Below are 24,461 nucleotides of genomic sequence, written 5' to 3'. Positions count from 1 at the left end.
GGCCGGGCACCGAAATCGGAATTGTCTAACCCATAACCGTTCGGAATGCTTCCGAGTCAGCAACTGGCGCAATTTGTCGCCGATTCAAAACAGCTCGAGGCCCTGTGCCGCGAGCTCGGACGCCGGGGCGCCACCGTCCACCTGAAGGAGCTGGTCGGCGGGGCGCTCTCGTTCTATGCCGCCGCGGCCATCGCCCGCTGCGGGGGGCTCCACATCTTCGTGGCCGAGGACCGCGACGCGGCGGCCTACCTGCTCAACGATTTCTACAACCTGCTCGACGAGTCGCGCATCTGTTTCTTCCCCTCCTCCTACAAGCGCTCCATCGCCTACGGCGGCGAGGATGCCCAGGGGGTGGTGCAGCGTACGGCCGCTCTGGCGGCCCTCCGTGCGCACGACGACGGATATACGGTGGTGTGCACCTATCCCGAGGCGCTGGCCGAGCGGGTGGCCGACGCCGAGACGCTCCGCCGCGATACGATTCGCGTGGCGGTGGGTGACCGCACCTCGCCCGAGGTGCTGGTCGACGCCCTGGTCGACGCCGGATTCGAGAAGGTCGACTTCGTCTACGAGCCGGGCCAGTACTCGCTGCGCGGCGGCATCGTCGACGTCTTCTCCTTTGCCGAGAGCAAACCCTACCGCGTGGACTTCTTCGGCGACGAGGTCGACTCGATTCGCCGCTTCGAAATCTCGAGCCAGCTCTCCTCCGACAAGCTCGACCATATCGAGATTCTGCCCGACCTCACGGCTGCGGCCTCCCCGTCGGAGCGCGTCTCGCTGGCCCGCTTTGCGGGTGAGGAGGCCACCTTCTGGTTCTTCGACGCCGATTTCGTGCTGCGCCGCATCAACGACCTGCGCCGCAAGGTGGTGGCCGACCTCGACGACCCGAAGCGCATCGACTCGCTGCTGACTAGCCGCAACGGCCTGCTGTCGGACATCGGCGGCGGCCGCATCTTCATGCTGCGCGACAACCTGAAGGAGCGTCCGGCCGATGCCGAGGTGCTCTTCTCGACGGCGCCGCAACCCGCCTTCAACAAGAACTTCGCCCTGCTGGCCGACGACATGATTCGCAACGGCCTGCGCGGCTACGAGACCTACATCCTCTCGGAGAACCGCGCCCAGATGGAGCGCCTGAGCAACATCTTTCACCAGATTGGCCGCGGGCAGGTGGTCGTGCGCCCTCTGGCGCTGACGCTTCACGAGGGCTTCGTCGACAACGACCTGAAGCTCTGCCTCTACACCGACCACCAGATTTTCGACCGCTACCAGCGCTACCGCATCAACGGCGAAATCAAGCGCGACGAGCAGATGACCATCGCCGAGCTCAACCAGCTGCGCCCGGGCGACTACGTGGTGCACATCGACCACGGCGTGGGGCGCTTCGACGGACTGGTGAAAGTCACCGAGAACGGCAAGACGCACGAGGCCATCAAGCTGGTCTACAAGGATGGCGACGTGCTCTTCGTCAACGTCCACTCGCTCCACCGCATCTCGCGCTACAAGTCGGGCGACGGCGAGCCGCCCAAGGTCTACAAGCTGGGGACCGGCGCCTGGCAGAAGCTCAAGAATGCGGCCAAGAAGGCCGTCAAGGATATCTCGCGCGAGCTCATCGCGCTGTATGCCAAGCGCAAGGCCTCGAAGGGCTTCGCCTTCTCGCCCGACAGCTACCTCCAGCACGAGCTCGAGGCGTCGTTCCGCTGGGAGGACACCCCCGACCAGCAGGCCGCCACGGCTGCCGTCAAGCGGGACATGGAGTCCGACCAGCCGATGGACCGCCTCGTCTGCGGCGACGTGGGCTTCGGCAAGACCGAGGTGGCCATTCGCGCCGCCTTCAAGGCGGCGACCGACGGCAAGCAGGTGGCCGTGCTGGTGCCGACGACCATCCTTGCGCTGCAGCACTACCGCTCCTTCTCGGAGCGTCTGCGCGACTTCCCGGTGCGCATCGAGTACCTCAACCGGACCAAGACGGCCAAGGAGGTGGCCCAAATCCGCGAGGAGCTCGCCGCCGGCCGCATCGACATCCTCATCGGCACACACAAGATGCTCGGCAAGCAGATTCGCTTCAAGGACCTCGGCCTGCTGATTATCGACGAGGAGCAGAAGTTCGGCGTGGCGGCCAAGGAGAAGCTCACGCAGATGAGCGTTTCGGTCGACACGCTGACGCTCACGGCCACCCCCATTCCGCGTACGCTGCAGTTCTCGCTCATGGGGTCGCGCGACCTGTCGGTCATCTCGACGCCGCCGCCCAACCGCCAGCCGATTGTCACCGAGACGCATGTCTTCTCGGAGGAGATTGTGCGCGACGCCATCGAGGCCGAACTCGCCCGCGGCGGCCAGGTCTACTTCGTCCACAACCGTGTGGAGGACCTGCCGACGCTGCAGGGGCTCATCACGCGCCTCTGCCCCAAGGCCCGTGTCGGCGTGGGCCACGGCAAGATGCCGGCCGAGCAGCTCGAAAAGCTCATCATGGACTTCATCTACGGGGAGTTCGACGTGCTGCTGTCGACCTCCATCGTCGAGAACGGCATCGACATCCCCAACGCCAACACCATCATCGTCAACAACGCGCAGCACTTCGGCCTGAGCGACCTGCACCAGCTGCGCGGCCGCGTGGGGCGCAGCAACCGCAAGGCCTACTGCTACCTGCTCACCCCGGCCGAGGAGCTTCTGACGCCCGACGCGCGGCGCCGCCTCAGAGCCATCGAGGAGTTCTCGGACCTGGGTTCGGGCTTCAACATCGCCATGCAGGACCTCGACATCCGCGGTGCGGGCAACCTGCTGGGTGCCGAGCAGAGCGGCTTCATCGCCGACATCGGCTTCGAAACCTACCAGAAAATCATGAACGAGGCCATCGCCGAGCTGCGTGCCGAGGGGCTGCAGGTTCCGGCGCTGAGCGAGGCCGAGCAGAAGGTCGTCGGACGGATGGGCTTCATCGACGACGCCCACATCGAAATCGACGTCGAGGCGGGGCTCCCCGACACCTACGTCAGCCAGCAGGCCGAGCGTCTGAAGCTCTACCGCGAACTCGACTCGACGAAGGACGAGGCGGAGCTCGAGGCCTTCGAGAGCCGTCTGGTCGACCGCTTCGGTCCGCTGCCCCACGCCGCGCGCGAGCTGCTCAATGTCGTGCGGCTGCGCTGGGAGGCCATCCGCCTGGGTATGGAGCGTGTCAAGGTGAAGAACGGACTGATGATTGTGCAGTTCGTCGGCGAGGAGAATTCGCCCTTCTACAAGAGCGACGTCTTCATGGAGCTGCTGCGCCGTGTGACCCAGCAACCGGCCCGATTTGTACTCAAGCAGCACAATAATCGGCTGGCGATGACCGTTAGAAATGTCAAAGACGTCGAGGAGGCGTGGAAAACCCTGCAGCAGTTGTGAATCTGATTGTCGACATAGGGAACACGCTCACCAAGACGGCCCTCTTCGATGCGGAGGGCTTCGAGACGGAGGCACCCGTGGTGGAGTTCTCGGCCGGGTGGGTCGACGCTCTGCTGCAGCGCCGGCCGCAGATTGAGCGGGCCATCGTCGCCTCGACGCGGGGCGAGGAGGTGCGCCGCCGCACCGTCGAACTGCTTCGGCGGCGCATCGGCCGCGTGGTGGAGTTCACGCCCGAGGTGCCCGTGCCGCTGGGCAACGACTACGCCACACCCCGTACGCTGGGCAGCGACCGGCTGGCCGCCGCCGTAGCCGCCAACGGGCTCTATCCGGGCCGCAACGTGCTGATTGTCGATTTCGGCACGGCGGTCACCATCGATTTGGTGACGGCCGACAACACCTATCGCGGCGGAAACATCGCTCCGGGCATGCAGATGCGCTTCCGTGCGTTGCACGACTGTACGGCCAGTCTGCCCCTGTGCGGGGCGTGCGACGAGCCGGTGTTGCTCGGACGCTCGACCGTCGAGGCCATCCAGGCGGGGGTGCTCCAGGGCATGCTTTTCGAAATCGAGGGCTACATCGCCCGCCTGCAGGGCCGTTGCGCGGACCTCTGCGTGATTTTTACGGGTGGCGACGCGAAATACTTTGCGAAACGGATTAAAAATACGATATTTGCAGACTGTAATTTGGTCTTTCGCGGATTGAACAGAATTTTAGAGTACAATGCAAGTGAAGAAAACCCTATTCTGCCTGGCCGTTGCGGCGTCAGCCCTCATCCCGGCAAGCCTTTCGGCCCAGACGAGCAGCATTAACGCCTTCTCTCCCTATACAATGTACGGAATCGGCGAGCTCAACACGCAGGGAACGCTGCCGACCCGTTCGATGGGTGGTGTGGGTGTTGCCATGCGGAATTCGGGGGTTATGAATCTGCTCAATCCCGCCTCCTACAGCGTGACGCCGCAGAAGAGCGTCCTCTTCGACTTCGGAGTCGAGGGGCAGAACTACTACAACGCGCAGACGGCCGAAGGGGCCACCAAGCGCACGGCCTACAATACGTTCAACTTCCACGACATCGCCTTCCAGCTCCCGCTGGCCAAGAAGCTCGGCCTGGGCTTCAGCCTGACGCCCTACAGCTCGGTGGGCTACCGCGTGAAGTACAACCAGACCTACGGCGGTCCCGAGGATGACCCCATCTGGGGCAACGTGGGCCGCATCCAGTACCAGTACCAGGGCGAGGGCGACGTGACGGAGGTCAAGCTGGGCGTGGGCTGGGAGGTGGTCAAGAACCTCTCGGTGGGCATCGCCGTCCAGTACTACTGGGGCGATATCGACCGCACGTTCGTCATGACGCCGCAGGCCATCACGGGCGACGGCAACTTCTCGTCGACCGTCGGCACGGACAACTACAGCATCTCGTCGTTCAAGGGGCAGCTCGGCGTGCAGTGGAACGCCATCATCGACCGCAAGCGGCTGCTCACGGTGGGCGCCACCTACGACTTCGGCGGCGACCTCAACCCCACGGTGACCAAGAGCATCTATGTGGGCGACCTCTACAATACCACCATCAAGGGCGATACGACCCACCTGGCGCTGGTGCTGCCGCGTCAGCTGGCCGTGGGCGTCTACTACCAGACCTCGAAGTGGGCCATGGGCGTCGACTACGTCTATCAGAACTGGGGCGGCCGCAACGGCAATGTCGAGCATACGGGCGTGACCCCCGAGACGGCGCCCGACGGAAGCACCGTGATGAGGTCGTACGAGGTGGCTTATACCGATACGCATACCGTCAAGCTGGGCGTGGAGTACACCCCCAACCGCTACGACATCCGCAACTTCTTCAAGCGGTGGGCCTATCGGCTGGGCCTGCGTTACGGTACCTACCACCAGACCTTCGGCGGACAGCGCCTCGACCAGATGGCCGTGACGTTCGGCATGGGCGTTCCGGTCAAGTACCGCGCCTTCTCGTCGATTGACGTGGGCGTGGAGTACGGCATGCGCGGTTTCAACGTCGCGGAGCGTCTGGGTCTCGTGCGCCAGCAGTACATCAAGTTCTCCATCGGATTCACCCTCTTCGCCGGCGCCGAGAACAACGAATACTGGTTCCTCCGTCCGAAGTATGATTAACCTCTGAAAATTTGTATTTCTGTCGGTTTCGTCGTATTTTTGCACATCCGCAGCGCGGCACAGCCCCCTCCTCCGGTAACACACGCAACAACAATAAAACAAATACTCATTGACCCATGAAACACGTCAAAATCTTGCTCGCCGCTGCAGCCTGCCTGGTTGCTTCGGCTTCCATGGCACAGGACCTCAACGCACCCCAGTATGCCAAGTGGGGCTCGACGCTTGAGGAGAAGCAGCAGAACATCCTCAACAGCAACTTCCTGAAGGAGTCGTGCGACAACCGCGACTACGATGCAGCCGCCCGTTACCTCAACGCCCTGATTAAGAGCTGCCCCGAGGCTTCGTCGGCCATCTACCAGCGCGGCGCCATTGTCTACAAGAACAAAATCAACCGTGCGAAGAGCCTCGCCGAGAAGAACGCCTACGTTGACTCGCTGATGCTCATGTACGACCTGCGCGCCAAGTACTTCGGCGACAACCCGAAGCAGGGTACCGCCTACATCCTCGACCGCAAGGCCCGCGAGTATGTCATCTACCGTCCCTCCGACCGTGCCGGTATCCGCAAGCTCTTCCGCGAGGCCATCGATGCCGGCGGCGAGAACGTTGACCCGGAGACCGTAGCCCTCTACTTCGGCAACCTCTGCGAGGATTACAAGACCACCGACGAGGTGACCCCCGACGAGGTGATTTCGGAGTACGACCGTCTGACGCCCATCTTCGAGAACAACCCCGATGCCATCGAGAGCAAGAATCAGTTTGACGTCGCCTTCGGTCTGAGCGGTGCCGCCAGCTGCGACAACCTCGAGGAGCTCTTCCGCAAGAAGCTCGAGGCCAACCCCGACGACGAGGCAACCCTTGCACAGGCCGTATCGCTCATGTCGCGTGCCAACTGCGACGGAGAGTTCTTCTTCACGACGGCCGAGAAGTATTACAACGCTCACCCCACCTCGGAGACGGCGCTCTCCCTGGCACAGGGCTTCCAGGCCAAGGGTGAGTATGACAAGGCCATCAAGTATCTGAACGAGGCGCTTGCCACCGAGACCGACAACATCGAGCGTGAGAAGCTGCTCGTCCGCATCAGCCTCGTGGACCTCGTGGCCGCCAACTATTCGGGTGCCGCAGCCGCCGCACGTCAGCTGCGTGAGCTCAACCCCGAGAACGGTCTTTCGTACTTCGTGCTGGCTCAGTGCTATGCCGCTTCGGCCGCTGCATGTGACGGCATCGCCGGACAGGCAACCTTCTGGGCTGCTTACGACACGATGTCGCAGGCCGTGAACCTGCTGCAGGACAGCCCCGAGTATCTGGAGAATGCCAAGACTGCCCTTGCGTCCTACCGCAACCACTTCCCCACCTCGGAGGAGTGCTTCTTCAACGAGCTGCAGCCCGGTGCCCGCTACACCGTAACGTGCGGTACGGCAGCCGGTGTGGTTACGACCGTTCGTACGCGCTAAACGCTCCGGATGGGAACCATTCTCATGAAGTATCTCAAGGTAGCACTTTCCCTTGCGGGAAGTGCTATCTTGCTATTCTCCTGCGGGGAGTCTGGGCAGCAGACGGATGAGGCGGCCAACGAGGCGATGATGACCGAGTACAGCGAGAACCTCTTGATTGTCATGTCGCAGAACGGCTGCAAGTCCTATGTCTTCACCACTCCGCTCGTCGAGGGCTACACGCTCGGCGCGGAACCCTACCGCGAGTTCCGCAAGGGTGTGAAAATCACCACCTACAAGGATGATTCGCTCTCGTCGGTCGACGCCGTGCTGACGGCCAACTACGCCATCTACTACGAAAACCGCGAACTGTGGGAGGCGAAGGGCAACGTGGTGGTCGAGAAGTCGGACGGCAAGACGCTCTATACGCAGCAGCTCTTCTGGAATGCCCGTACGGGAAAAATCTACTCGAATGTCGACTCGAAAATCGTCCAGAACGGAGGCCGCGACGTCTTCATCGGCGAGGGCTTCGAGTCGGACGAGCAGTTCCGAGACTGGCGGTTCCGCCGGATGAAGGGGCAGATGGAGGTCGATGCCACACCCCGCCAGCCGGCCGACTCCACGGAACGGGCCGAGCGGGACAGCGTGCGTGCCGAGCGCCGTGCAGCTGCAGCTACTCCGCAGTCGCAGACGCGTCCGGGTCCCGCTCCACGCGTCCGTTACTCTTCGCCGCGCTCCTCGCAACCCGCGCGCAAGGAGGTGTCGGCTCCCGCGCCCGTCGCCTCGCAGTCGGTGCCGAGTCTGCAGGGTGCCGCAGAGAGCGCCCGTAACTCCTCCGGGGAGCGTTCCACGCTGAAGACTGAACGCCTTCAGCTGGCGGCTCCCTCCAAGCTGTCGACGTCCGATGGGGCGCAGAAGTAGCGCCGAAAAGTAAAGTCACGCATAGATAGAATAACACCTAAAAAGTGTAGCCACCGATGTTGTCTTCCGTCATACTGATTGCCGTCATGCTGCTGCTGTCGGCCTTCTTTTCGGGCATGGAGATTGCCTTCACGAGCAAGAACCGCCTCAAGCTGGAAATCGACCGCAAGCAGAGCCGGATGTTCGACTTCATCGCCGACATCTTCGCCCGCCATCCGGGGCAGTACATCACCACCATTCTGGTGGGCAACAACATTGCGCTGGTCGTCTACTCGCTCTACATGTCGTTGCTGCTGCGCGGCATCTTCCACCTGCTGGGGTGGGAGCGGATTGCCCAGGAGGGGTCGGTGGCCATCGAAACGGCCGTCTCGACCGTGATTATCATCTTCGTGGCGGAGTTCCTCCCCAAGTCCGTATTCCGCAACAGCCCCAACTTCTACTACCGCTCGCTGGCTCCGGTCATCTACTTCTTCTACATCGTGCTCTATCCCATCGCGCGGCTGACGACCCTCATCTCGCAGGGCATCCTCTTCCTGGCGGGCCGCCGGCTCAAGCGCCAGGTGGCCGAGCCGAAGTTCGACCGCGAGGACCTCGCCGCGCTGCTCGATACGGCCGGCACGGAGCAGGGACCCGAGCCCGACCAGGAGCTGAAACTCTTCCAGAATGCGCTCGACTTCGCCGACCTGCGCGTGCGTGACTGCATGGTCCCGCGGGTTGATATCGAGGCCGTGGACCTGGACGACACCACCCTCGAACAGCTCACCGAGCGTTTCGTCGAGACGAAGTATTCGCGCATCTTCGTCTGGCGCAAGAGCATCGACAACATCGTGGGTTATGTCAACTCTAAGAGCCTCTTCACGGCGCCCAAGAGCATCGAGAGCGTCATGATGGAGGTGAGCTTCGTGCCGGAGACCATGCCGCTGCAGTCCGTGCTCGAGAACTTCATCAAGCACCGCAGCAACGTGGCCGTCGTTATCGACGAGTTCGGCGGCACGGCGGGCATCATCTCGCTCGAGGATGTGCTCGAGCAGATTTTCGGCGAAATCGAGGACGAGCACGACGTGCCCGACCTGATTGAGAAGCAGGTTGGCGAGCAGGAGTGGGTCTTCTCGTGCCGTCTGGAGGTGAAGTACCTCAACGAAAAGTACGACCTGGGCATCGAGGAGAGCCGCGAGTACGACACGCTGGCCGGATTCATCCTCTTCCACAACGAAGGCATCCCTTCGCCCGGAGAGACCGTTTCGGCGGGCAACCTCCAGGTGAAGATTCTCCGCACGACCCGTTCGCGCATCGAACTGGCGCGGGTCCGCAAGCTCTGAGCTTCCGGGGCCCGGGTCGGTCGGAGCCTGTCCGAGGGGCAGGAAATGGAGAAGCGCGTCCGGCGAGGGTCGTGAGAGCTTCTGAGGCATGAGGTCCGCATGCAGATGTGTCGGGCGATATGCCCGAAAGAGGCGGATGGAAGATGCTCCGAAGAGCGTGCGCAGTGAATCGTACGCAATCGCGGGCAGTCGGAATGGAGAGGCAGAATGGACAAGCGGAATGATTCCCGCACGGCAGTTGATGACCGAGGGGATTTTTCCGCTTTTTTATGGCATATTTACGAGAATATTTATTATCTTTGGCCCTAATTCGGAACGCCTTCTGCCGCTCCGCCTCGGCGGGGCTGTCGCAGCCCGACGACGCGGAAGGTTAGCACCAAGCAAACAAATATTTAACGTTTTCATATGGCAAGTTTAAACACCTTACGGACCAAGTTCGGCATCGTGCTTTCGATTATCATCGCACTCGCCCTCTTGGCATTCATCCTGTCGCTGAAGACCGAGATGGGCTTCTCGGGCAATGACCCCCGCGTGGGCGTCATCGACGGCGAGAAAATCAACTATTCGGAGTATTACGAGACCTACGAGCGCGTGCGTTCGCAGAGCGGCACCGTCGATTCCGACGAGCAGCAGTCGGCCATGCTGGCCAACGCAGCCTGGCAGCAGCTCTTCTCGAAGTATGTGCTCGACCCGGGCTTCGAGCGCCTCGGCCTTCGCGTGACGGAGCCCGAGCGTATGGCCATGGTGAGCGGCGAGCAGCCCTCGCAGGCCTTCTTCAACGCCTTCGCCGACCCCCGTACGGGCAGCTACAACGTGGCGGCCGTAAGTCAGTTCCTTGCCCAGGCCGAGACCAACTCCCAGGCGCAGGCCGCATGGCAGGCGCTCAACGAGCAGGCGCGTCTCGAGCGTCTCTTCCAGAAGTATATGGGTTTGGTTCGCGGCGGCACCTATGTGAACGCTCTGGAGGTGGCCAACGGCGTTGCTTCGGCGAACAACACCTTCTCGGGTCGTTGGGCCGGCAAGAAGTACGCTTCGATGCCCGATTCGCTCTTCACGGTCAGCTCGTCGGAGATGAACGAATACTACAAGAGCCGCAAGCAGATGTTCAAGCAGCAGCCTTCGCGCACGCTCTCCTACGTCATCTTCGAGGTGAACCCCACCGATGACGACATGCTCGCGCTGGAGAAGCTGGCCAAGGAGGTGGGTGCCCAGCTGGCAGCCTCCGACGAGGTGCGCACCTTCGTACGCAGCAACCGCAACGGCCGCATCGCCGAGAACTACGTCTCGGCAGCCCAGCTTACCGACGACGAGGCCGAGGCGCTGACCGCCGGCAAGCAGTACGGTCCCGTGCTGAAGAACAACGAGTGGACGATGGCCCGCGTGCTCGACGTCAAGACGGCGCCCGATTCGCTGGGCATCAAGCACATCGTGCTTCCCTATACCGAGGAGTCGCTGGCCGACAGCCTCATGGGCGTGCTGCGCGGCGGTGCCGACTTTGCCGAGCTGGCTTCGCGCTACTCGGTTTATGACGCTACGGCTGCCAACGGCGGCGAGGTGGGCGTGCTTCCCTTCTCGGCCTTCACGGGCGAGTTTGCCGAGGCTCTGGCCGGCGCCAAGAGCGGTGACATCGTGAAGATTGCCTCGGGCGACGCCATCCAGATTATGCAGGTCTACCGTGCCGACAAACCCTCGAAGCACTACCAGATTGCCTCCATTACCTATCCCGTCGAGGCTTCGACGGCTACCCGCACCCAGGTGCACAACGCTGCCGGCACCTTCTCGGTCAACGCCAAGGAGTCCTTCGCCGATGCAGCCACGACGGCTGCCGTGACGCCGCGCGTGGCTACCCTCGTGCAGGGCGACCGTACGATTCGCGGTCTGGAGGATTCGCGCGAGGTTGCCCGCTGGGCCTATGGCGCCAAGGTGGGTGACATCTCCGAGATTTTCACCGTGGACAACGACTATGTGATTGCCACGCTGACGGCCATCGACGACGACGAGTATGCCTCGCCCGAGAAGGTCGCCTCGCAGATTCGCATGCAGCTGCTCCGCGACAAGAAGTATGACGCCATCGTCAAGGAGCTCTCGGGCTCGACGCTCGAAGAGCAGGCTGCAAGCCTCGGCTCGGAGGTTGCCCCCTTCGAGAACGTCGGCTACGCTTCGTTCTACATCAATGGCCCCGGCATCGAGCCCCGTCTGGTAGGTGCCATCGCTTCGACCACCGAGAAGGGGGTTGTTTCGGCTCCCGTCAAGGGTATGTCGGGCGTCTATGTCTTCGTGGTGGACAACATCGCCACCGAGGAGAAGCAGACGGCCGAGGGTGAGAAGGTGCGTGCACAAGCCGTGGCCGAGAACATGGCCCAGCAGATGGCTCTTCCCGCCATCCAGCAGATGGCTGAAATCCAGGACCTGCGCGGCAAGTACTTCTAACGGCGCGGCCCAACATCCGATTGAGAAGAGCCGGACCTCGAGGTCCGGCTCTTTCTTTTTCCCGTTTTTTTGCCTATCTTTCGGAGACGAAATGCTCCCGCAGAGCGATTCACGAAAAACATCATACGGATATGAACAACTTCATCTATTACAATCCTACGCGCCTGGTCTTCGGCAAGGGGACCATTGCCCGGCTGTCGAAACTCATTCCCGCAGGCAAGCGCATTCTGGTCACCTTCGGCGGCGGCAGCGTCCGCAAGAACGGCGTATATGACCAGGTTACGAAGGCCCTCGAGGGGCACGAACGGTTCGAGTTCTGGGGCATTGAGCCCAATCCTTCGGTCGAGACGGTCCGCGAGGCGGTAGCTCTGGGCCGCGAGAAGCAGGTCGACTTCCTGCTGGCCGTGGGCGGCGGCTCGGTCATCGACGGCACGAAACTCATCGCTGCGGGCCTCTGCTACGAGGGTGACCCGTGGAAGATTGTCCTCAAGGGTCAGGCCTCGGCGCAGCTCCCCTTCGCAACGGTGCTTACGCTGCCCGCCACGGGCTCCGAGATGAACAGCGGAGCGGTTATCTCGCGCCACGAAACGCGTGAAAAGAGAGCCTTCTACGGCACCTATCCGCAGTTCTCGATTCTCGACCCCGAGGTGACCTACTCGCTGCCCAAGCGTCAGATTGCCTGCGGTCTGGCCGATACGTTCGTGCATGTGCTCGAGCAGTACCTCACCACGACGGGCCAGTCGCGCGTGATGGACCGCTGGGCCGAGGGTATCCTCCACACGGTGGTCGAGGTGGCTCCCCGTGCCCTGAGCGGCGAACATGATTATGATACCATGTCGGACTACATGCTCTCGGCAACGCTGGCGCTCAACGACATGATTCGCATGGGCGTGACGCAGGACTGGGCGACCCACATGATTGGCCACGAGCTGACGGCGCTCCACGGCCTGACGCACGGCGCCACGCTGGCGATTGTTGCCTGCGGTACGATGCGCGTGCTGCGCGACCAGAAGCACGGCAAGCTGCTTCAATTCGGCGAGCGCATCTGGGGCATTGCCGACGGCACGGAGGTGGAGCGCATCGACCGGACGATTGCCCGCACCGAGGAGTTCTTCCGCTCGCTGGGGCTCTCGACCCGCCTCTCGCAGGAGGGTATCGGTGAGGTGACAATTGCCGAGATTGAGCGCCGCTTCAATGCCGAAGGTGTTGCTTATGGCGAGGCCGGCAACGTGACGGGAGCCGTTGCACGCCGGATTCTCGAGGCCTGTCTCTAAGGGAAAATTGGCCGAACCGACCGAACCGGCCGCACAGGCTGAACCGACTAACCGCTCCCGACTCAACCGGGCTGGTCAGCCGATTCTGCCGAATCGAGCCGAGCCGGCAGGGTCGGTCGGGTTTTCCGGGACGGGCACATCACCGCTTCGGATATCAACGCAGCGAGGCCGGGTCCATCAATGGACCCGGCTTCGCCTTTTTTGTGCGGGGCATTCCGTGCCGGCAACGGTTGGGCAATTGCCTTGGCAGGGTAGTCGGTTTTGCCCCGATGGGGCATTCGTTTTACCTTGGTAGGGTAGTGCTTTACCCCGGTGGGGCAGTCGCCTTTGCCTGGGTAGGGTAGTGCTTTTACCCCGATGGGGCAGTCGCTTTTGCCTCGGAGGGGCAGTCGCCCCTTTCCCCTCCGAGGAGCGGGGCCGGGACAAAAAAATACCCGCCGGATGCATCCGGCGGGTATTTCGTACATGCGTCACTTCGGTTACTCGGCGAGCAGAATCTCAAGCATCTTGATGGCTGCCGTGGCAATCGGCGTACCGGGGCCGAAGATGGCGGCGGCACCGTCGCGATAGAGCTCGTCGTAATCCTGGTGAGGAATAACGCCTCCCACAATCACGATGATATCCTCGCGGCCCAGCTTCTTGAGCTCGGCAATCAGCTGCGGAACCAGCGTGAGGTGACCTGCGGCCAGCGACGATACGCCCACTACGTGAACGTCGTTCTCGACGGCCTGCTTGGCGGCCTCCTCCGGAGTCTGGAAGAGCGGACCCATGTCGACGTCGAAGCCGATGTCGGCATAACCCGTGGCAACCACCTTGGCACCACGGTCGTGACCGTCCTGACCCATCTTGGCAATCATGATGCGCGGCTGACGGCCCTCCTTCTTGGCGAACTCGGCGCACAGCTCCTTGGCGCGCTCGAAAGACTTGTCGTTTTTCACTTCTGAAGAGTATACACCCGAGATGGAACGAATAACTGCCTTGTAGCGGCCTACGACTACCTCGCAGGCGTCGGAAATCTCACCCAGCGTAGCGCGCACCTTGGCTGCCTCGACGGCCAGCTCGAGCAGGTTGCCCTTCTTGGTCTTCACGCACTCGGTGATGGCGGCCAGAGCCTTCTTCACGGCCTCGTTGTCGCGCGTTGAGCGCAGCTCCTTCAGACGCTTAATCTGGCTCTCGCGTACGGCGGTGTTGTCGACGGCTAGGATGTCAATCGGGGCCTCCTTCTCAAGCCGGTACTCGTTCACGCCGATAATCTTCTCGGCGCCCGAGTCGATGTGAGCCTGCTTGCGTGCGGCAGCCTCCTCGATACGCATCTTCGGAATACCGGTCTCGATGGCCTTGGCCATACCGCCCAGCTTCTCGACCTCCTGGATGTGCTCCCAGGCCTTGTGTGCAATCTCGTTGGTGAGGGTCTCGACATAGTACGAACCGGCCCACGGGTCGATTTCGCGGCAGATGCTAGTCTCCTCCTGGATGTAAATCTGGGTGTTGCGGGCGATACGTGCCGAGAAGTCGGTCGGCAGCGCGATGGCCTCGTCCAATGCGTTGGTGTGCAGCGACTGGGTGTGGCCCAGAGCGGCGCCCATGGCCTCGATGGCCGTACGTGCAACGTTGTTGAAGGGGTCCTGCTCCGTAAGCGACCAGCCCGAGGTCTGCGAGTGGGTACGCAGTGCCAGCGACTTGGGGTTCTTCGGGTCGAACTGCTTGACAATCTTGGCCCACAGCATACGAGCGGCACGCATCTTGGCAATCTCCATGAAGTGGTTCATGCCGATGGCCCAGAAGAACGACAGACGCGGTGCGAAGGCGTCAATCGACATGCCGGCGTTGATACCTGCGCGCAGGTACTCCAGACCGTCGGCCAGCGTGTAGGCCAGCTCGATGTCGGCCGTTGCGCCTGCCTCCTGCATGTGGTAACCCGAAATCGAAATCGAGTTGAACTTGGGCATGTTCTTCGAGGTGTACTCGAAGATGTCGGCGATGATGCGCATCGAGAACTCGGGCGGGTAGATATAGGTGTTGCGCACCATGAACTCCTTGAGGATGTCGTTCTGAATCGTACCCGAAAGCTGGTCGAGCGTGCAGCCCTGCTCCAGACCGGTGACGATGTAGAAGGCCAGAATGGGCAGCACGGCGCCGTTCATGGTCATCGAAACCGACATCTTGTCGAGCGGAATGCCGTTGAAGAGCACCTTCATGTCCTCGACCGAGCAAATCGACACACCGGCCTTGCCCACGTCACCAACCACACGCGGATGGTCGGCGTCGTAGCCGCGGTGCGTAGCCAGGTCGAAAGCCACCGACAGACCCTTCTGACCGGCCGCCAGGTTGCGGCGATAGAAGGCGTTGGACTCCTCGGCGGTCGAGAAACCGGCATACTGGCGGATGGTCCACGGACGCATCACATACATCGTCGAGTAGGGACCGCGCAGGAAGGGGGCGATACCTGCCGCATAGTTCAGGTGCTCCATGCCTTCGAGGTCTTCGGCCGTATAGGTTCCCTTGACGGGAATGCGCTCGGCCGTCAGCCACGGCTCCACCTGTCCGCAGCCCTTCGAGGCGCAGCAGCTCTTCTGCTGACCGCCTTCGTATTTTAATTCTGAAAATTTAGCTCTCATGATTAGATTCCCATCTCTTTAAGGTAGAACTTCAGTGTCTCGAGCACGTTCGACTTCACGTTGATGAAGTTGGTGATGCCCTGTGCCTCGAGTTCGGGCGTGCAGGCGGGTGCACCGGCCACAACGAGGATGGCCTTGCCGCCGAGCAGCTCCTTGACCTTCGGAGCGACCGTTGCGTAGTCGTCGTCCGATGCGCAGACAACGACGATTTCGGCCTTCGATGCGAGTGCGGCCTCGACGCCCTCCTCAACCGACTTGAAGAAGGTGTTGTCGATGACGCGGATACCGGCGCAGGCGAAGAAGTTGCACGAGAACTGGGCGCGTGCACGGGCCATTGCCAGACTGCCGCAGGTGAGCATGAATGCCTTGGGCTCCTTGCCGCTGCGGTCCACGTGCAGACGCATGGCCTCGAATGCCATGGCGCCGCGGTAGGGCTTCAGCGTGTTGCCCTCGCTCTCGGGACGCGTTACGCACTCCTGCTTGATCTCCTCGCCGGCCTTCTCCGTGAAGTTGGGGTACTGGTTGGCGCCCAGCAGAATCTGACGGCGCGTGGCGATGTTCTTGTCCTTGGCTGCAGCCGAAGCCTTGACGCGCTCTACGATGAAGCCCGACTTGTAGGCCTCCGTGTAGCCGCCCTTCTCCTCAATCTCGAGGAAGAGCTTCCAGGCCTCGTTGGCAATCGACTGGGTGAGGTTCTCGATGTAGTACGAACCGCCGGCCGGGTCAACCACCTGGTCGAAGTGAGCCTCGTGCTTGAGCAGCAGCTCGACGTTGCGGGCGATGCGCTTCGAAAATTCGGTCGGAGCCTCGAACGATGCGTCGAACGGCGTCACCTCCAGCGAGTGGATGCCGGCGATGGAGGCCGACATGGCCTCGGTCGTGCCGCGGAGCATGTTCACATAGGGGTCGTATACGGTCTGGTTCCAGGTCGAGGTTACGGCGTGGGTGTACATCTTGCAGGCGCAATCCTTCTCGGGGTTGTAGGCCTTGACGATGTTGGCCCAGAGCATGCGGGCGGCGCGGAACTTGGCCATCTCCATGAAGTAGTTCGAGGTGACGGCCATCGAGAAGCGGAGCTTGCGGGCAGCCTCGTCGACGCTCAGACCGGCGTCCATCAGACGCACCAGATAGTCGTGACCGGCCGAGAGCGTGAAGGCGAGCTCCTCGACGATGGTCGAGCCGGCGTTGCTGAAGATATGGCCCGAGACGGTTACCACGCGGATGTGCTTGTACTCCTTGGTCTTCTTGACCAGCTCGGCGATGCGTGCGAAGCACTTGGCACCGTTCTCCGAGCAGAAGTCACCCTTCGAGGTGAGGCCCTTGACCAGCGGGTCGATGCAGAAGTTGGCGTGTACATCCTCCTTGGCGATGCCCTCCTTCTCGACCTTTGCGAGGAAGAGTTCGGCTACGGCAGCGGGATGCTCGCCGCAGAAGGTCAGCTCGATGGCCGGGATGTGGATACCGGCCAGCAGCGTGTCGAGGTCGGCGGCGGAGAAGTTCTCCGAAGCGATGCAGAGTCCGAGTGCATCGACGCCTGCGTTGAGGAGCTTGAGCGCCTCTTCGTTGGCAGCCTTGGGGCACTCCACGCGGATGGTCTGGTGTACATGCCAGTGGTTGTTCGCGCGCGTGCCTCTTACATAAGGGAACTCTCCGGGCTGGGAGCCCAGGAACCGGAGACCTTCGAGATTTTCGGCCCGGTAGTAGGGACGGACATTGAATCCCTCGCCGGTTCTCCATACGAGTTTGCGCTCGTAGTCAGCACCTTTCAGGTCGGCCTTAATCACCTCTTCCCACTTCTCGGTCGGGACCGGAGGGAATTCGGTGAACAGCTTTTCACGTTGGGTATTTGCCATAACTATTAGAGATTAGTAAGTGTTGTCCAAAATTGCACGTAAAGGTATAAAATATTCGGGAGAATGAAGCAAAAAATCGTTAGGAAAATAACAATACCCCGGATGCAGTTTTTAGGCCTGCCGGTGACTTGTTCGGTTATTTAGGATAAAATTAGTATGATATAGGAATAAAATCGAGAAAAATCAAAAACAGGCGATTTTGCGTATGTGCGATGAAAAATGATGCTGTTTTCCGGAAAATGGCTCTGAAAAACGGGGTGTCTGCCTGAAAACAGGGTCTGTTTTTCGGAAAATCGCGAAAAAATGAGGTGCTTTTCGAAAAAATGCGATTTTTGCAAAACAACGACAGCGTTTATTTTTTTACCTTTGCACTCGAAAGATAAAACGACAATTCATCCCCCATCCAGATTATGTCTCAACTCAGATTCAAGATGGTCGATGCGGCAATCAACCACACGGCCGTTGAAGTGAAGGCTCCCGATGGACGTCCTTCGGATTATTTCGGAGAGAAGGTATTCGGACGCGCTGCCATGCGCAAGTACCTTGACAAGAAGACCTACGCAGCGCTGCTCGATACGATGGAGAACGGTACGCCGCTCACGCGCGACGTGGCCGACAGCATCGCCGCCGGCATGCGTCAGTGGGCGCTTGAGCATGGTGCCGACCACTATACGCACTGGTTCCAGCCGCTGACGGGCGGTACGGCCGAGAAGCACGATGCCTTCGCCGAGCCCGACGGAATGGGCGGCGTGCTGGAGGAGTTCTCGGGCAAGCTGCTCGTACAGCAGGAGCCCGACGCCTCGTCGTTCCCCAACGGCGGCATCCGCAACACCTTCGAGGCGCGCGGCTATTCGGCGTGGGACCCCTCGTCGCCGGCCTTCATCGTCGACACGACGCTCTGCATCCCGACCGTCTTCATCGCCTATACGGGCGAGGCGCTCGACTACAAGGTGCCCCTGCTGCGGGCCCTTTCGGCGGTTGATGCCGCTGCCACGGAGGTCTGCCACTACTTCGACAAGAATGTTTCGAAGGTCTTCTCCTATCTGGGCTGGGAGCAGGAGTATTTCCTCGTTGACGAGAGTCTCTGGGCCGCACGTCCCGACCTGATGCTCACGGGGCGTACGCTCATGGGTCACGAGTCGGCCAAGAACCAGCAGCTGGAGGACCACTATTTCGGTGCGATTCCGACGCGTGTGATGGCCTTCATGAAGGACCTCGAGTATGAGTGCCTGAAGCTGGGCATTCCGGTCAAGACGCGCCACAACGAGGTGGCTCCCAATCAGTTCGAGCTGGCTCCGGTCTACGAGGAGGTCAACCTTGCCAACGACCACAACCAGCTGCTGATGACCATCATGGACAAGATTGCGCGCCGCCACCAGTTCCGCGTGCTGCTCCACGAGAAGCCCTTCAAGGGCATCAACGGCTCGGGCAAGCACAACAACTGGTCGCTGGGCACCGATACGGGCGTCAATCTGCTCGGTCCGGGCAAGACGGCCGGTGAGAACCTGCAGTTCATCACCTTCCTGGTCAATGCCATCTCGGCGGTCTACAAGCACAACGGTCTGCTCAAGGCCTCCATCATGAGCGCCACCAACGCCCATCGTCTGGGCGCCAACGAGGCACCCCCGGCCATCATCTCGACCTTCCTCGGTTCGCAGGTCTCGGCCGTGCTGGACAAGCTGGCAGCCTCGAGCGGCGACGATGCGATTCGCTTCGACGCGAAGAGCGTCTTCAAGATGAGCGGCATCTCGCACATCCCGACTCTGCTGCTCGACAATACGGACCGCAACCGCACCTCGCCCTTCGCCTTCACGGGCAACCGCTTCGAGTTCCGCGCCGTGGGTTCGTCGGACAACTGCGCCGAGGCGATGATTGTGCTCAATACAGCGATGGCCAACGAGCTGACGGAGTTCAAGCGCAACGTCGACGCCCAGATTGAGGCCGGCGTGAAGAAGGAGAAGGCCATCTACGAGGTGCTCAAGCAGATGATTAAGGCCTGCCAGGCGATTCGCTTCGACGGCAACGGCTATTCGGACGAGTGGAAGGCCGAGGCGGCCCGCCGCGGTCTGGACTGCGAGACCTCCACGCCGCTCATCTTCGACCGCTATCTGGACCAGGCGTCGCTCGACATGTTCGCTGCAACGGGCGTCTTCTCGAAGGTCGAGCTCGAGGCCCGCACCGAGGTGAAGTGGGAGACCTATACCAAGAAGATTCAGATTGAGGGCCGCGTACTGGGTGACCTGGCGATGAACCACATCGTGCCGACGGCTTCGCGCTACGAGGCGATGCTGCTCGACAAGGTCTACAAGATGGCGCAGATTCCGGGGCTCAACGCTGCGGCCGACATCGAACTCATCAAGAAAATACAGGGCCACACGGCTGAAATCCAGCGCCTGACGGGCGAGATGATTGAGGCGCGCAAGCACGCCAACCCCATCGAGGACCAGCGTGCCAAGGCCATCGCCTACCACGATACGGTGGCGGTCTTCTTCGACCAGATTCGCTACCATATCGACAAGCTGGAGGAGATTGTCGACGACCAGATTTGGCCCCTGCCGAAATACCGCGAGCTGCTCTTCATGCGTTAGCGGTACATTGGAGAAGTTAGGTTTTTGAGCGAAGCGGGGAGGCTGCGGCCTCCCCGCTTCCGTTTTACGACCCGCCTTTGCACGGTGCCGCCCCTTTTGCGGTCTGCGTCCTGGTTGTTGTCTTGCTGCGCCTCCGCTCGCGGGTCGGCGGGCGGAGGGGGGGCCGGCTGCGGTGTGTGGAGGTGAGGGTGCGGTCGCGCCGGGTGTTCGTTTTCGGGCCAAAGATGTTGCGGCCGGCCGTTGCATCGGGGCGGATTCGAATAAAAGTATTATCTTTGTAACAGGCGCCTGCCGAGGGGTTGTTTCCGGTGATATGCGGGGCGGCGCGCAAATCCTTTCGAACCATGAAGCCACTCTTTTCGGAACGCGAAGTGCGTGCCGTGGCGATTTTTCTGCCGCTGGCCGGACTGGTCATCCTCGGCCTGCTGCTGGCCCGCCCACGGACGACGCAGCAGGATGCCGACCTGCTTGAACGGGAGTTCGAGGAGCGGGTCGACTCGGCCCGTCTGCGCCCGTTCGACCCCAACCGGGCCGACTACGACGAGTTGCGCAGCCTCGGGCTCTCGAAGTACGAGGCGGTGAGCCTGCTCAAGTACCGCGCTTCGGGCAAGATTTTCCGCATTCCCGAGGATGTGGCCCTCTGCTATGGCTTCTCGGATTCGCTCTACCGCCGTCTGGCGCCCTACATCCGCATCGGCCGCAAGTACGCCCTCGCGCCCCGCTCGTACAGCCGCGAGCGGATTGTGCCGCAGCCGATTGCTCCCGAGCCCTTCCTGGTCGACACGGTAAGCGCCGCCTATCTGCAGGCCATCGGGGCCCTGTCGCGGCGTCAGGCCCAGGTCTTCATCCGCTGGCGCGATGCGAGCGGCATCCGCGACATGGAGGAGCTGCGCGCCTGCTACGTCATCTCGGATTCGGTGGCCGACGCCCTGGAGCCCTACGTCCTCTTTGCGGAGCGGCGCCCCTCGCCCTTCGAGGAGCCCGTCGAGCTCAACAGCGCCGATTCGGCTGCGCTGCGGAGCGTCGTCGGCATCGGCGAGAAGACCGTGACGGCCATCATGCGCTACCGCGAACGGCTGGGCGGCTTCGTGCGGGTCGAGCAACTGGCCGAGGTGCCGGGCGTTACGGAGCGCAATTACGAGCGAATTTTGAAACAAATTCGCTGCGATAGCTTTCAAATTCGAAAAATTGATATTAACTTTGCAGCCCCGAACGAGTTGGGACGCCATCCCTACATGGCACCCCGCACGTTGCGGAAACTGCTCAAGGCAAGACAATTGAAAGGAGGTTGGAGTACCCTCGAAGAGTTGGTAAAGGACGACATATTGACCCGGGAGGAGGCAGCGCGGCTGGCTCCCTATCTGCAATTCGGGGTGCGGAAGACGGAACTGAAAGATGATTCGACGTCGTTCGGAGGTGAGGTTCCTCCGGGCTACTTCCAATGAAAAGACAACCTCAATTTTAATTTTTGCAAACTTAAAAAACAACACATACCATGATTATCATGCCGGTAAAAGAGGGCGAGAACATCGAGCGCGCCCTGAAGAAGTTCAAGCGTAAATACGAGCGTACGGGTGTCCTGAAGGAGCTCCGTCGTCGCCAGTACTTCACGAAGCCTTCGGTGGCCAAGCGTGAGGCGATGCAGCGCGCCATTTACGTGGAGCACACCTACCGCAACGAGGAGTAGGCGCTTCGCTTCCGAAAAAAGAGCCCCGACGGTTTCCGTCGGGGCTCTTTCGTGTCGGGAGTGAAGCGTGGGCCCTGTCTGTCGGAACTTTTTCGTGTCGGTTGGGAGACGTTCCGCACGCTCCGGACGTCGGGGCTATTTTGTGTCGGTCGGATGTCCCCATACGCTCCGGACGTCGGGGCTTTTTTATGCCGGTGTGTGAAGCATGTCCGCGCGCTTCGGTTCGGGCGGGCCGGTGCCCGGACGTTGGGCAGGGTGGCCTTCGCCGTATTCACTCTATCCTGTCCGTTCTCCGTCTCCGTTTCCGTTTCCCGTCTCCGGTTCCTGCCGGGTTGCCCTGCCGGTCGGAATCATCCCTTCGGGCAGGGTTTCGAAGTGTAAGCTGCCGGCGGTTGTCGGGTGGGTGAAATGCCGGAATCGGGCCATAATAGGGTAGTGGTGACCGAAAACGGGTGTACGTCCGTTCGTGTTTTTTTAGGAATAATACCCCTGCTGAACCGTTTTTGCACGGGTAAAATGATGAAAAAAGGGGCTAAGTTGACTTTTTTTGTGAGAAAATGATGACAAAATGAATAAACGTACGGCCGGAAGTAGGATATTTTGAAAAATAAGGTTATCTTTGTTTTTACTTGTGAGAATGATTTGTGGGGTGAGAAACGTCCGTTCATATTCGGAAAAGGCTCACAAATCGCTTCCGCTGCCCGGTCCAGTCCGGTCGACGGTCGTGATACGGCGTTTTTTGCGATTGGGACGGTATTCCGCCCTTTTTTCGTATCACGGTGTCGGCAAGCAAACTTTTTAACTAATAACTTAAACTGTTCGTTACATGAAGTTTTTTGGACTCACGATTGCGGCGGCTGTCGCCACAATGACGGCTCAGGGTGTGTCGGCCCAGGAGCTCAACAAAAAGGTAGCCTCGGACGAGTACGTGCGTAACTCGGTCTGCCTGATGATGATGGAGGATGCCTCCGTGCCCCAGAAGGATGTGCTCCGCGAGGCGTTCCTCAATGCGGAGTGGAACCCCAAGTACAACGACCAGAACATCGAGACGTCGCTGCGCGTCATCGACCCGACGGCCTATACGCTCACTGCCGACGACGAGGCGGCCTTCAACCTCGCCTGCACCCCCACGGAGCAGTATCTCAACATCCTCGAGACGGGTGGTACGGCTCCCAAGCAGACCTACTACAACGAGACGATGAACCAGATTCTGCGTCAGCTGATGTCGACCCAGACGCAGACCGTCGATACGGTCATCAAGCTCAACGTGGCGCGTCTGGCCAACAAGTACCTGCTTGAGAACCACGTGGCCAAGCGTCTGGCCGACGGCTGGTTCCTCGGTCCCGACGGCCAGTACACCGACTCCACCGTGCTCGAGCGCGGCATGCTGAACGTCTCGGCCGACGAGTCGGAGGTGGCTGCTGCGACCGAGGCCGGTTCGCACTACCTGATGCGTCAGATTGACCTCTCGGAGCTGGTGGGCAACACCTTCGTGGTGGTGACGCGCTTCGGCTACAAGGCCAAGGATGCGCTGGTGGCCGACATCATGCTGCCGATGTACGCCGCCGCCGAGTTCGATTCGTCGGGCTACGGCAAGATGGCGCTCAAGGTGGCCGAGATGGGCGTGAAGGCCGGTCTGGGTGCCGGATACTACGTAACGGTTGACTCCTACCTCTTCCGTCTGCGCTGGAACGATGCCATCGCCGAGCGCTTCAACGAGCTGTGGGACAACGAGACCGGCGCCTTCAACATGGATGCCTACAACGCTTCGGACCTCTTCTCGCTGCAGTTCATCGGCAACGAGCGCGCATGGGCCAAGACCAAGGCCGGCGTCTTCACCGACAAGAGCGAGGATGAGCTGATTCGTCTGGCTGCCGCCGACGCTGTGGACGGCGTGCTGGCCAAGTTCGAGCGCAAGTACGACGAGTTCAAGACCAAGACCCCGCTCATCGTGCACGAAACTACCGACAAGAAGGGTCGTCCGACCCGCACCTATGCAGCCCGCATCGGTACGCGTGACGGTCTGGAGGGCGGCGAGGTATTCGAGGTGCTCGAGAAGAAGATTGTCATGAAGGACTCCGTCGAGCGCGTCTCCTACGTCAAGAAGGGCGAGCTGACCGTCGACAAGAAGAACGTTTGGGATAACTCCTACAGCACCGAGGTGGGTGCTCCGTCGGAGGAGGCCAAGACGGGCGAGACGCTGCTGGTGGGCAAGAGCAAGGATGCCTACTACGAGGGTCTGCTGCTGCGCATGAAGACCAAGAAGAAGTAGTGTGCCGCATGGACGTTGCATGAACCTGTTACCTTTTTATATTGTACTGCAATGAAAAGATTAGTTTTCATATTGATGCTTGTCCTTCTGCCCGCGATGCTCTTCGCGGGTCAGAAGAACAAGACCAAGAAGGCCAATGCGGAGACTGCCGCATGGCGCTATGAAATCCAGAACGAGGCGGTGGGTGCCGACAATACGGTGCTGGTCCGCGTCTGGAGCTATTCGAAGAGTGTTGACGTGGCCCGCAAGCAGGCGCTCAAGAATGCCGTTCACGGCCTGATTTTCAAGGGTGCGGCGGCCAACAACGACCGCTCGAAGCGTGCCCGCGCGCTCAAGCCGCTGGTAAGCGACCCGAACGCCGAGCAGACCTATGCCGCGTTCTTCGATAGCTTCTTCGCCGACGGGGGCGACTATGCCCGCTACGTATCGGTTGCCAACAGCTCGGGAGCCGGCAACGTGGTGAAGATGGGCAAGGAGTACAAGGTGGCCGTCTACGTGACGGTGCAGTACTCCGAGCTGCGCAACCGCCTCGAAAGCGAAGGAATTATCAAGAGCCTGGATTCCATCTTCTAA

At 61.0% G+C, this 24,461-nt stretch carries 15 protein-coding genes; 13 read left to right on the top strand and 2 right to left on the bottom strand.

Annotation, left to right across the window (positions count from 1 at the left end; genetic code table 11):
* Nucleotides 1-45: 45 nt before the first annotated feature.
* The 8 genes from mfd (at nucleotide 46) to C8267_RS02615 (ending at nucleotide 12,870) form a co-directional block, all read left to right on the top strand.
* A complete protein-coding gene (mfd, locus tag C8267_RS02650) occupies nucleotides 46-3,375 on the top strand; it encodes a transcription-repair coupling factor (RefSeq protein ID WP_106633529.1) in 3,330 nt (1,109 codons plus the stop codon).
* Nucleotides 3,372-4,184 (top strand): type III pantothenate kinase, encoded by an 813-nt coding sequence (locus C8267_RS02645; RefSeq protein WP_087360939.1) that lies wholly within the window; start codon nucleotides 3,372-3,374, stop codon nucleotides 4,182-4,184. The genes mfd and C8267_RS02645 overlap by 4 nt, the downstream gene beginning before the upstream one ends.
* Nucleotides 4,096-5,496 (top strand): OmpP1/FadL family transporter, encoded by a 1,401-nt coding sequence (locus C8267_RS02640; RefSeq protein ID WP_199792062.1) that lies wholly within the window; start codon nucleotides 4,096-4,098, stop codon nucleotides 5,494-5,496. Before C8267_RS02645 ends, C8267_RS02640 begins: the two co-directional genes overlap by 89 nt.
* Before the next feature lie 116 nt (nucleotides 5,497-5,612).
* The gene (locus C8267_RS02635) at nucleotides 5,613-6,947 is read left to right on the top strand and encodes a tetratricopeptide repeat protein (protein ID WP_199792061.1); all 1,335 of its coding nucleotides are present in this window, start codon (nucleotides 5,613-5,615) and stop codon (nucleotides 6,945-6,947) included.
* Nucleotides 6,948-6,956: 9 nt separating this feature from the next.
* Complete coding sequence (gene lptC, locus C8267_RS11005; protein WP_234025662.1) at nucleotides 6,957-7,847, top strand: LPS export ABC transporter periplasmic protein LptC; 891 nt, start codon at nucleotides 6,957-6,959, stop codon at nucleotides 7,845-7,847.
* 56 nt (nucleotides 7,848-7,903) lie between these two features.
* The gene (locus C8267_RS02625; protein WP_087360935.1) at nucleotides 7,904-9,166 is read left to right on the top strand and encodes a hemolysin family protein; all 1,263 of its coding nucleotides are present in this window, start codon (nucleotides 7,904-7,906) and stop codon (nucleotides 9,164-9,166) included.
* A gap of 405 nt (nucleotides 9,167-9,571) precedes the next feature.
* Nucleotides 9,572-11,596: a peptidylprolyl isomerase gene (locus C8267_RS02620; RefSeq protein WP_106633527.1), complete on the top strand. Its 2,025-nt coding sequence runs from the start codon at nucleotides 9,572-9,574 to the stop codon at nucleotides 11,594-11,596.
* 131 nt (nucleotides 11,597-11,727) lie between these two features.
* The gene (locus C8267_RS02615) at nucleotides 11,728-12,870 is read left to right on the top strand and encodes an iron-containing alcohol dehydrogenase (protein WP_106633526.1); all 1,143 of its coding nucleotides are present in this window, start codon (nucleotides 11,728-11,730) and stop codon (nucleotides 12,868-12,870) included.
* Nucleotides 12,871-13,349: 479 nt separating this feature from the next.
* On the opposite strand, the gene scpA is transcribed toward C8267_RS02615, so the two are convergent.
* Nucleotides 13,350-15,488 carry a methylmalonyl-CoA mutase gene (scpA, locus tag C8267_RS02610; RefSeq protein ID WP_106633525.1) on the bottom strand — a complete coding sequence of 713 codons (2,139 nt, stop codon included), beginning with the start codon at nucleotides 15,486-15,488 and terminating at the stop codon, nucleotides 13,350-13,352.
* Nucleotides 15,489-15,490: 2 nt separating this feature from the next.
* Nucleotides 15,491-17,341 carry a methylmalonyl-CoA mutase family protein gene (locus C8267_RS02605; protein WP_087360927.1) on the bottom strand — a complete coding sequence of 617 codons (1,851 nt, stop codon included), beginning with the start codon at nucleotides 17,339-17,341 and terminating at the stop codon, nucleotides 15,491-15,493.
* Nucleotides 17,342-17,751: 410 nt separating this feature from the next.
* On the opposite strand from C8267_RS02605, the gene C8267_RS02600 reads away from it, so the two are divergent.
* The 5 genes from C8267_RS02600 (at nucleotide 17,752) to C8267_RS02580 (ending at nucleotide 24,461) form a co-directional block, all read left to right on the top strand.
* Nucleotides 17,752-19,929 (top strand): glutamine synthetase III family protein, encoded by a 2,178-nt coding sequence (locus C8267_RS02600; protein WP_234025661.1) that lies wholly within the window; start codon nucleotides 17,752-17,754, stop codon nucleotides 19,927-19,929.
* A 344-nt stretch (nucleotides 19,930-20,273) separates the two neighbouring features.
* Nucleotides 20,274-21,374 carry a helix-hairpin-helix domain-containing protein gene (locus C8267_RS02595; protein WP_087360924.1) on the top strand — a complete coding sequence of 367 codons (1,101 nt, stop codon included), beginning with the start codon at nucleotides 20,274-20,276 and terminating at the stop codon, nucleotides 21,372-21,374.
* A 50-nt stretch (nucleotides 21,375-21,424) separates the two neighbouring features.
* Nucleotides 21,425-21,616 (top strand): 30S ribosomal protein S21, encoded by a 192-nt coding sequence (gene rpsU / locus C8267_RS02590; protein ID WP_087360922.1) that lies wholly within the window; start codon nucleotides 21,425-21,427, stop codon nucleotides 21,614-21,616.
* 826 nt (nucleotides 21,617-22,442) lie between these two features.
* Nucleotides 22,443-23,888: a hypothetical protein gene (locus C8267_RS02585; RefSeq protein ID WP_106633524.1), complete on the top strand. Its 1,446-nt coding sequence runs from the start codon at nucleotides 22,443-22,445 to the stop codon at nucleotides 23,886-23,888.
* 51 nt (nucleotides 23,889-23,939) lie between these two features.
* A complete protein-coding gene (locus tag C8267_RS02580; RefSeq protein WP_143256084.1) occupies nucleotides 23,940-24,461 on the top strand; it encodes a hypothetical protein in 522 nt (173 codons plus the stop codon).

It is taken from the genome of Alistipes sp. Marseille-P5061, assembly GCF_900290115.1.
GTDB lineage: Bacteria > Bacteroidota > Bacteroidia > Bacteroidales > Rikenellaceae > Alistipes > Alistipes excrementigallinarum.
The sequence above is the reverse complement of the archived record's forward strand: the minus strand, read 5'-3'. Positions and strand labels throughout refer to the sequence as shown.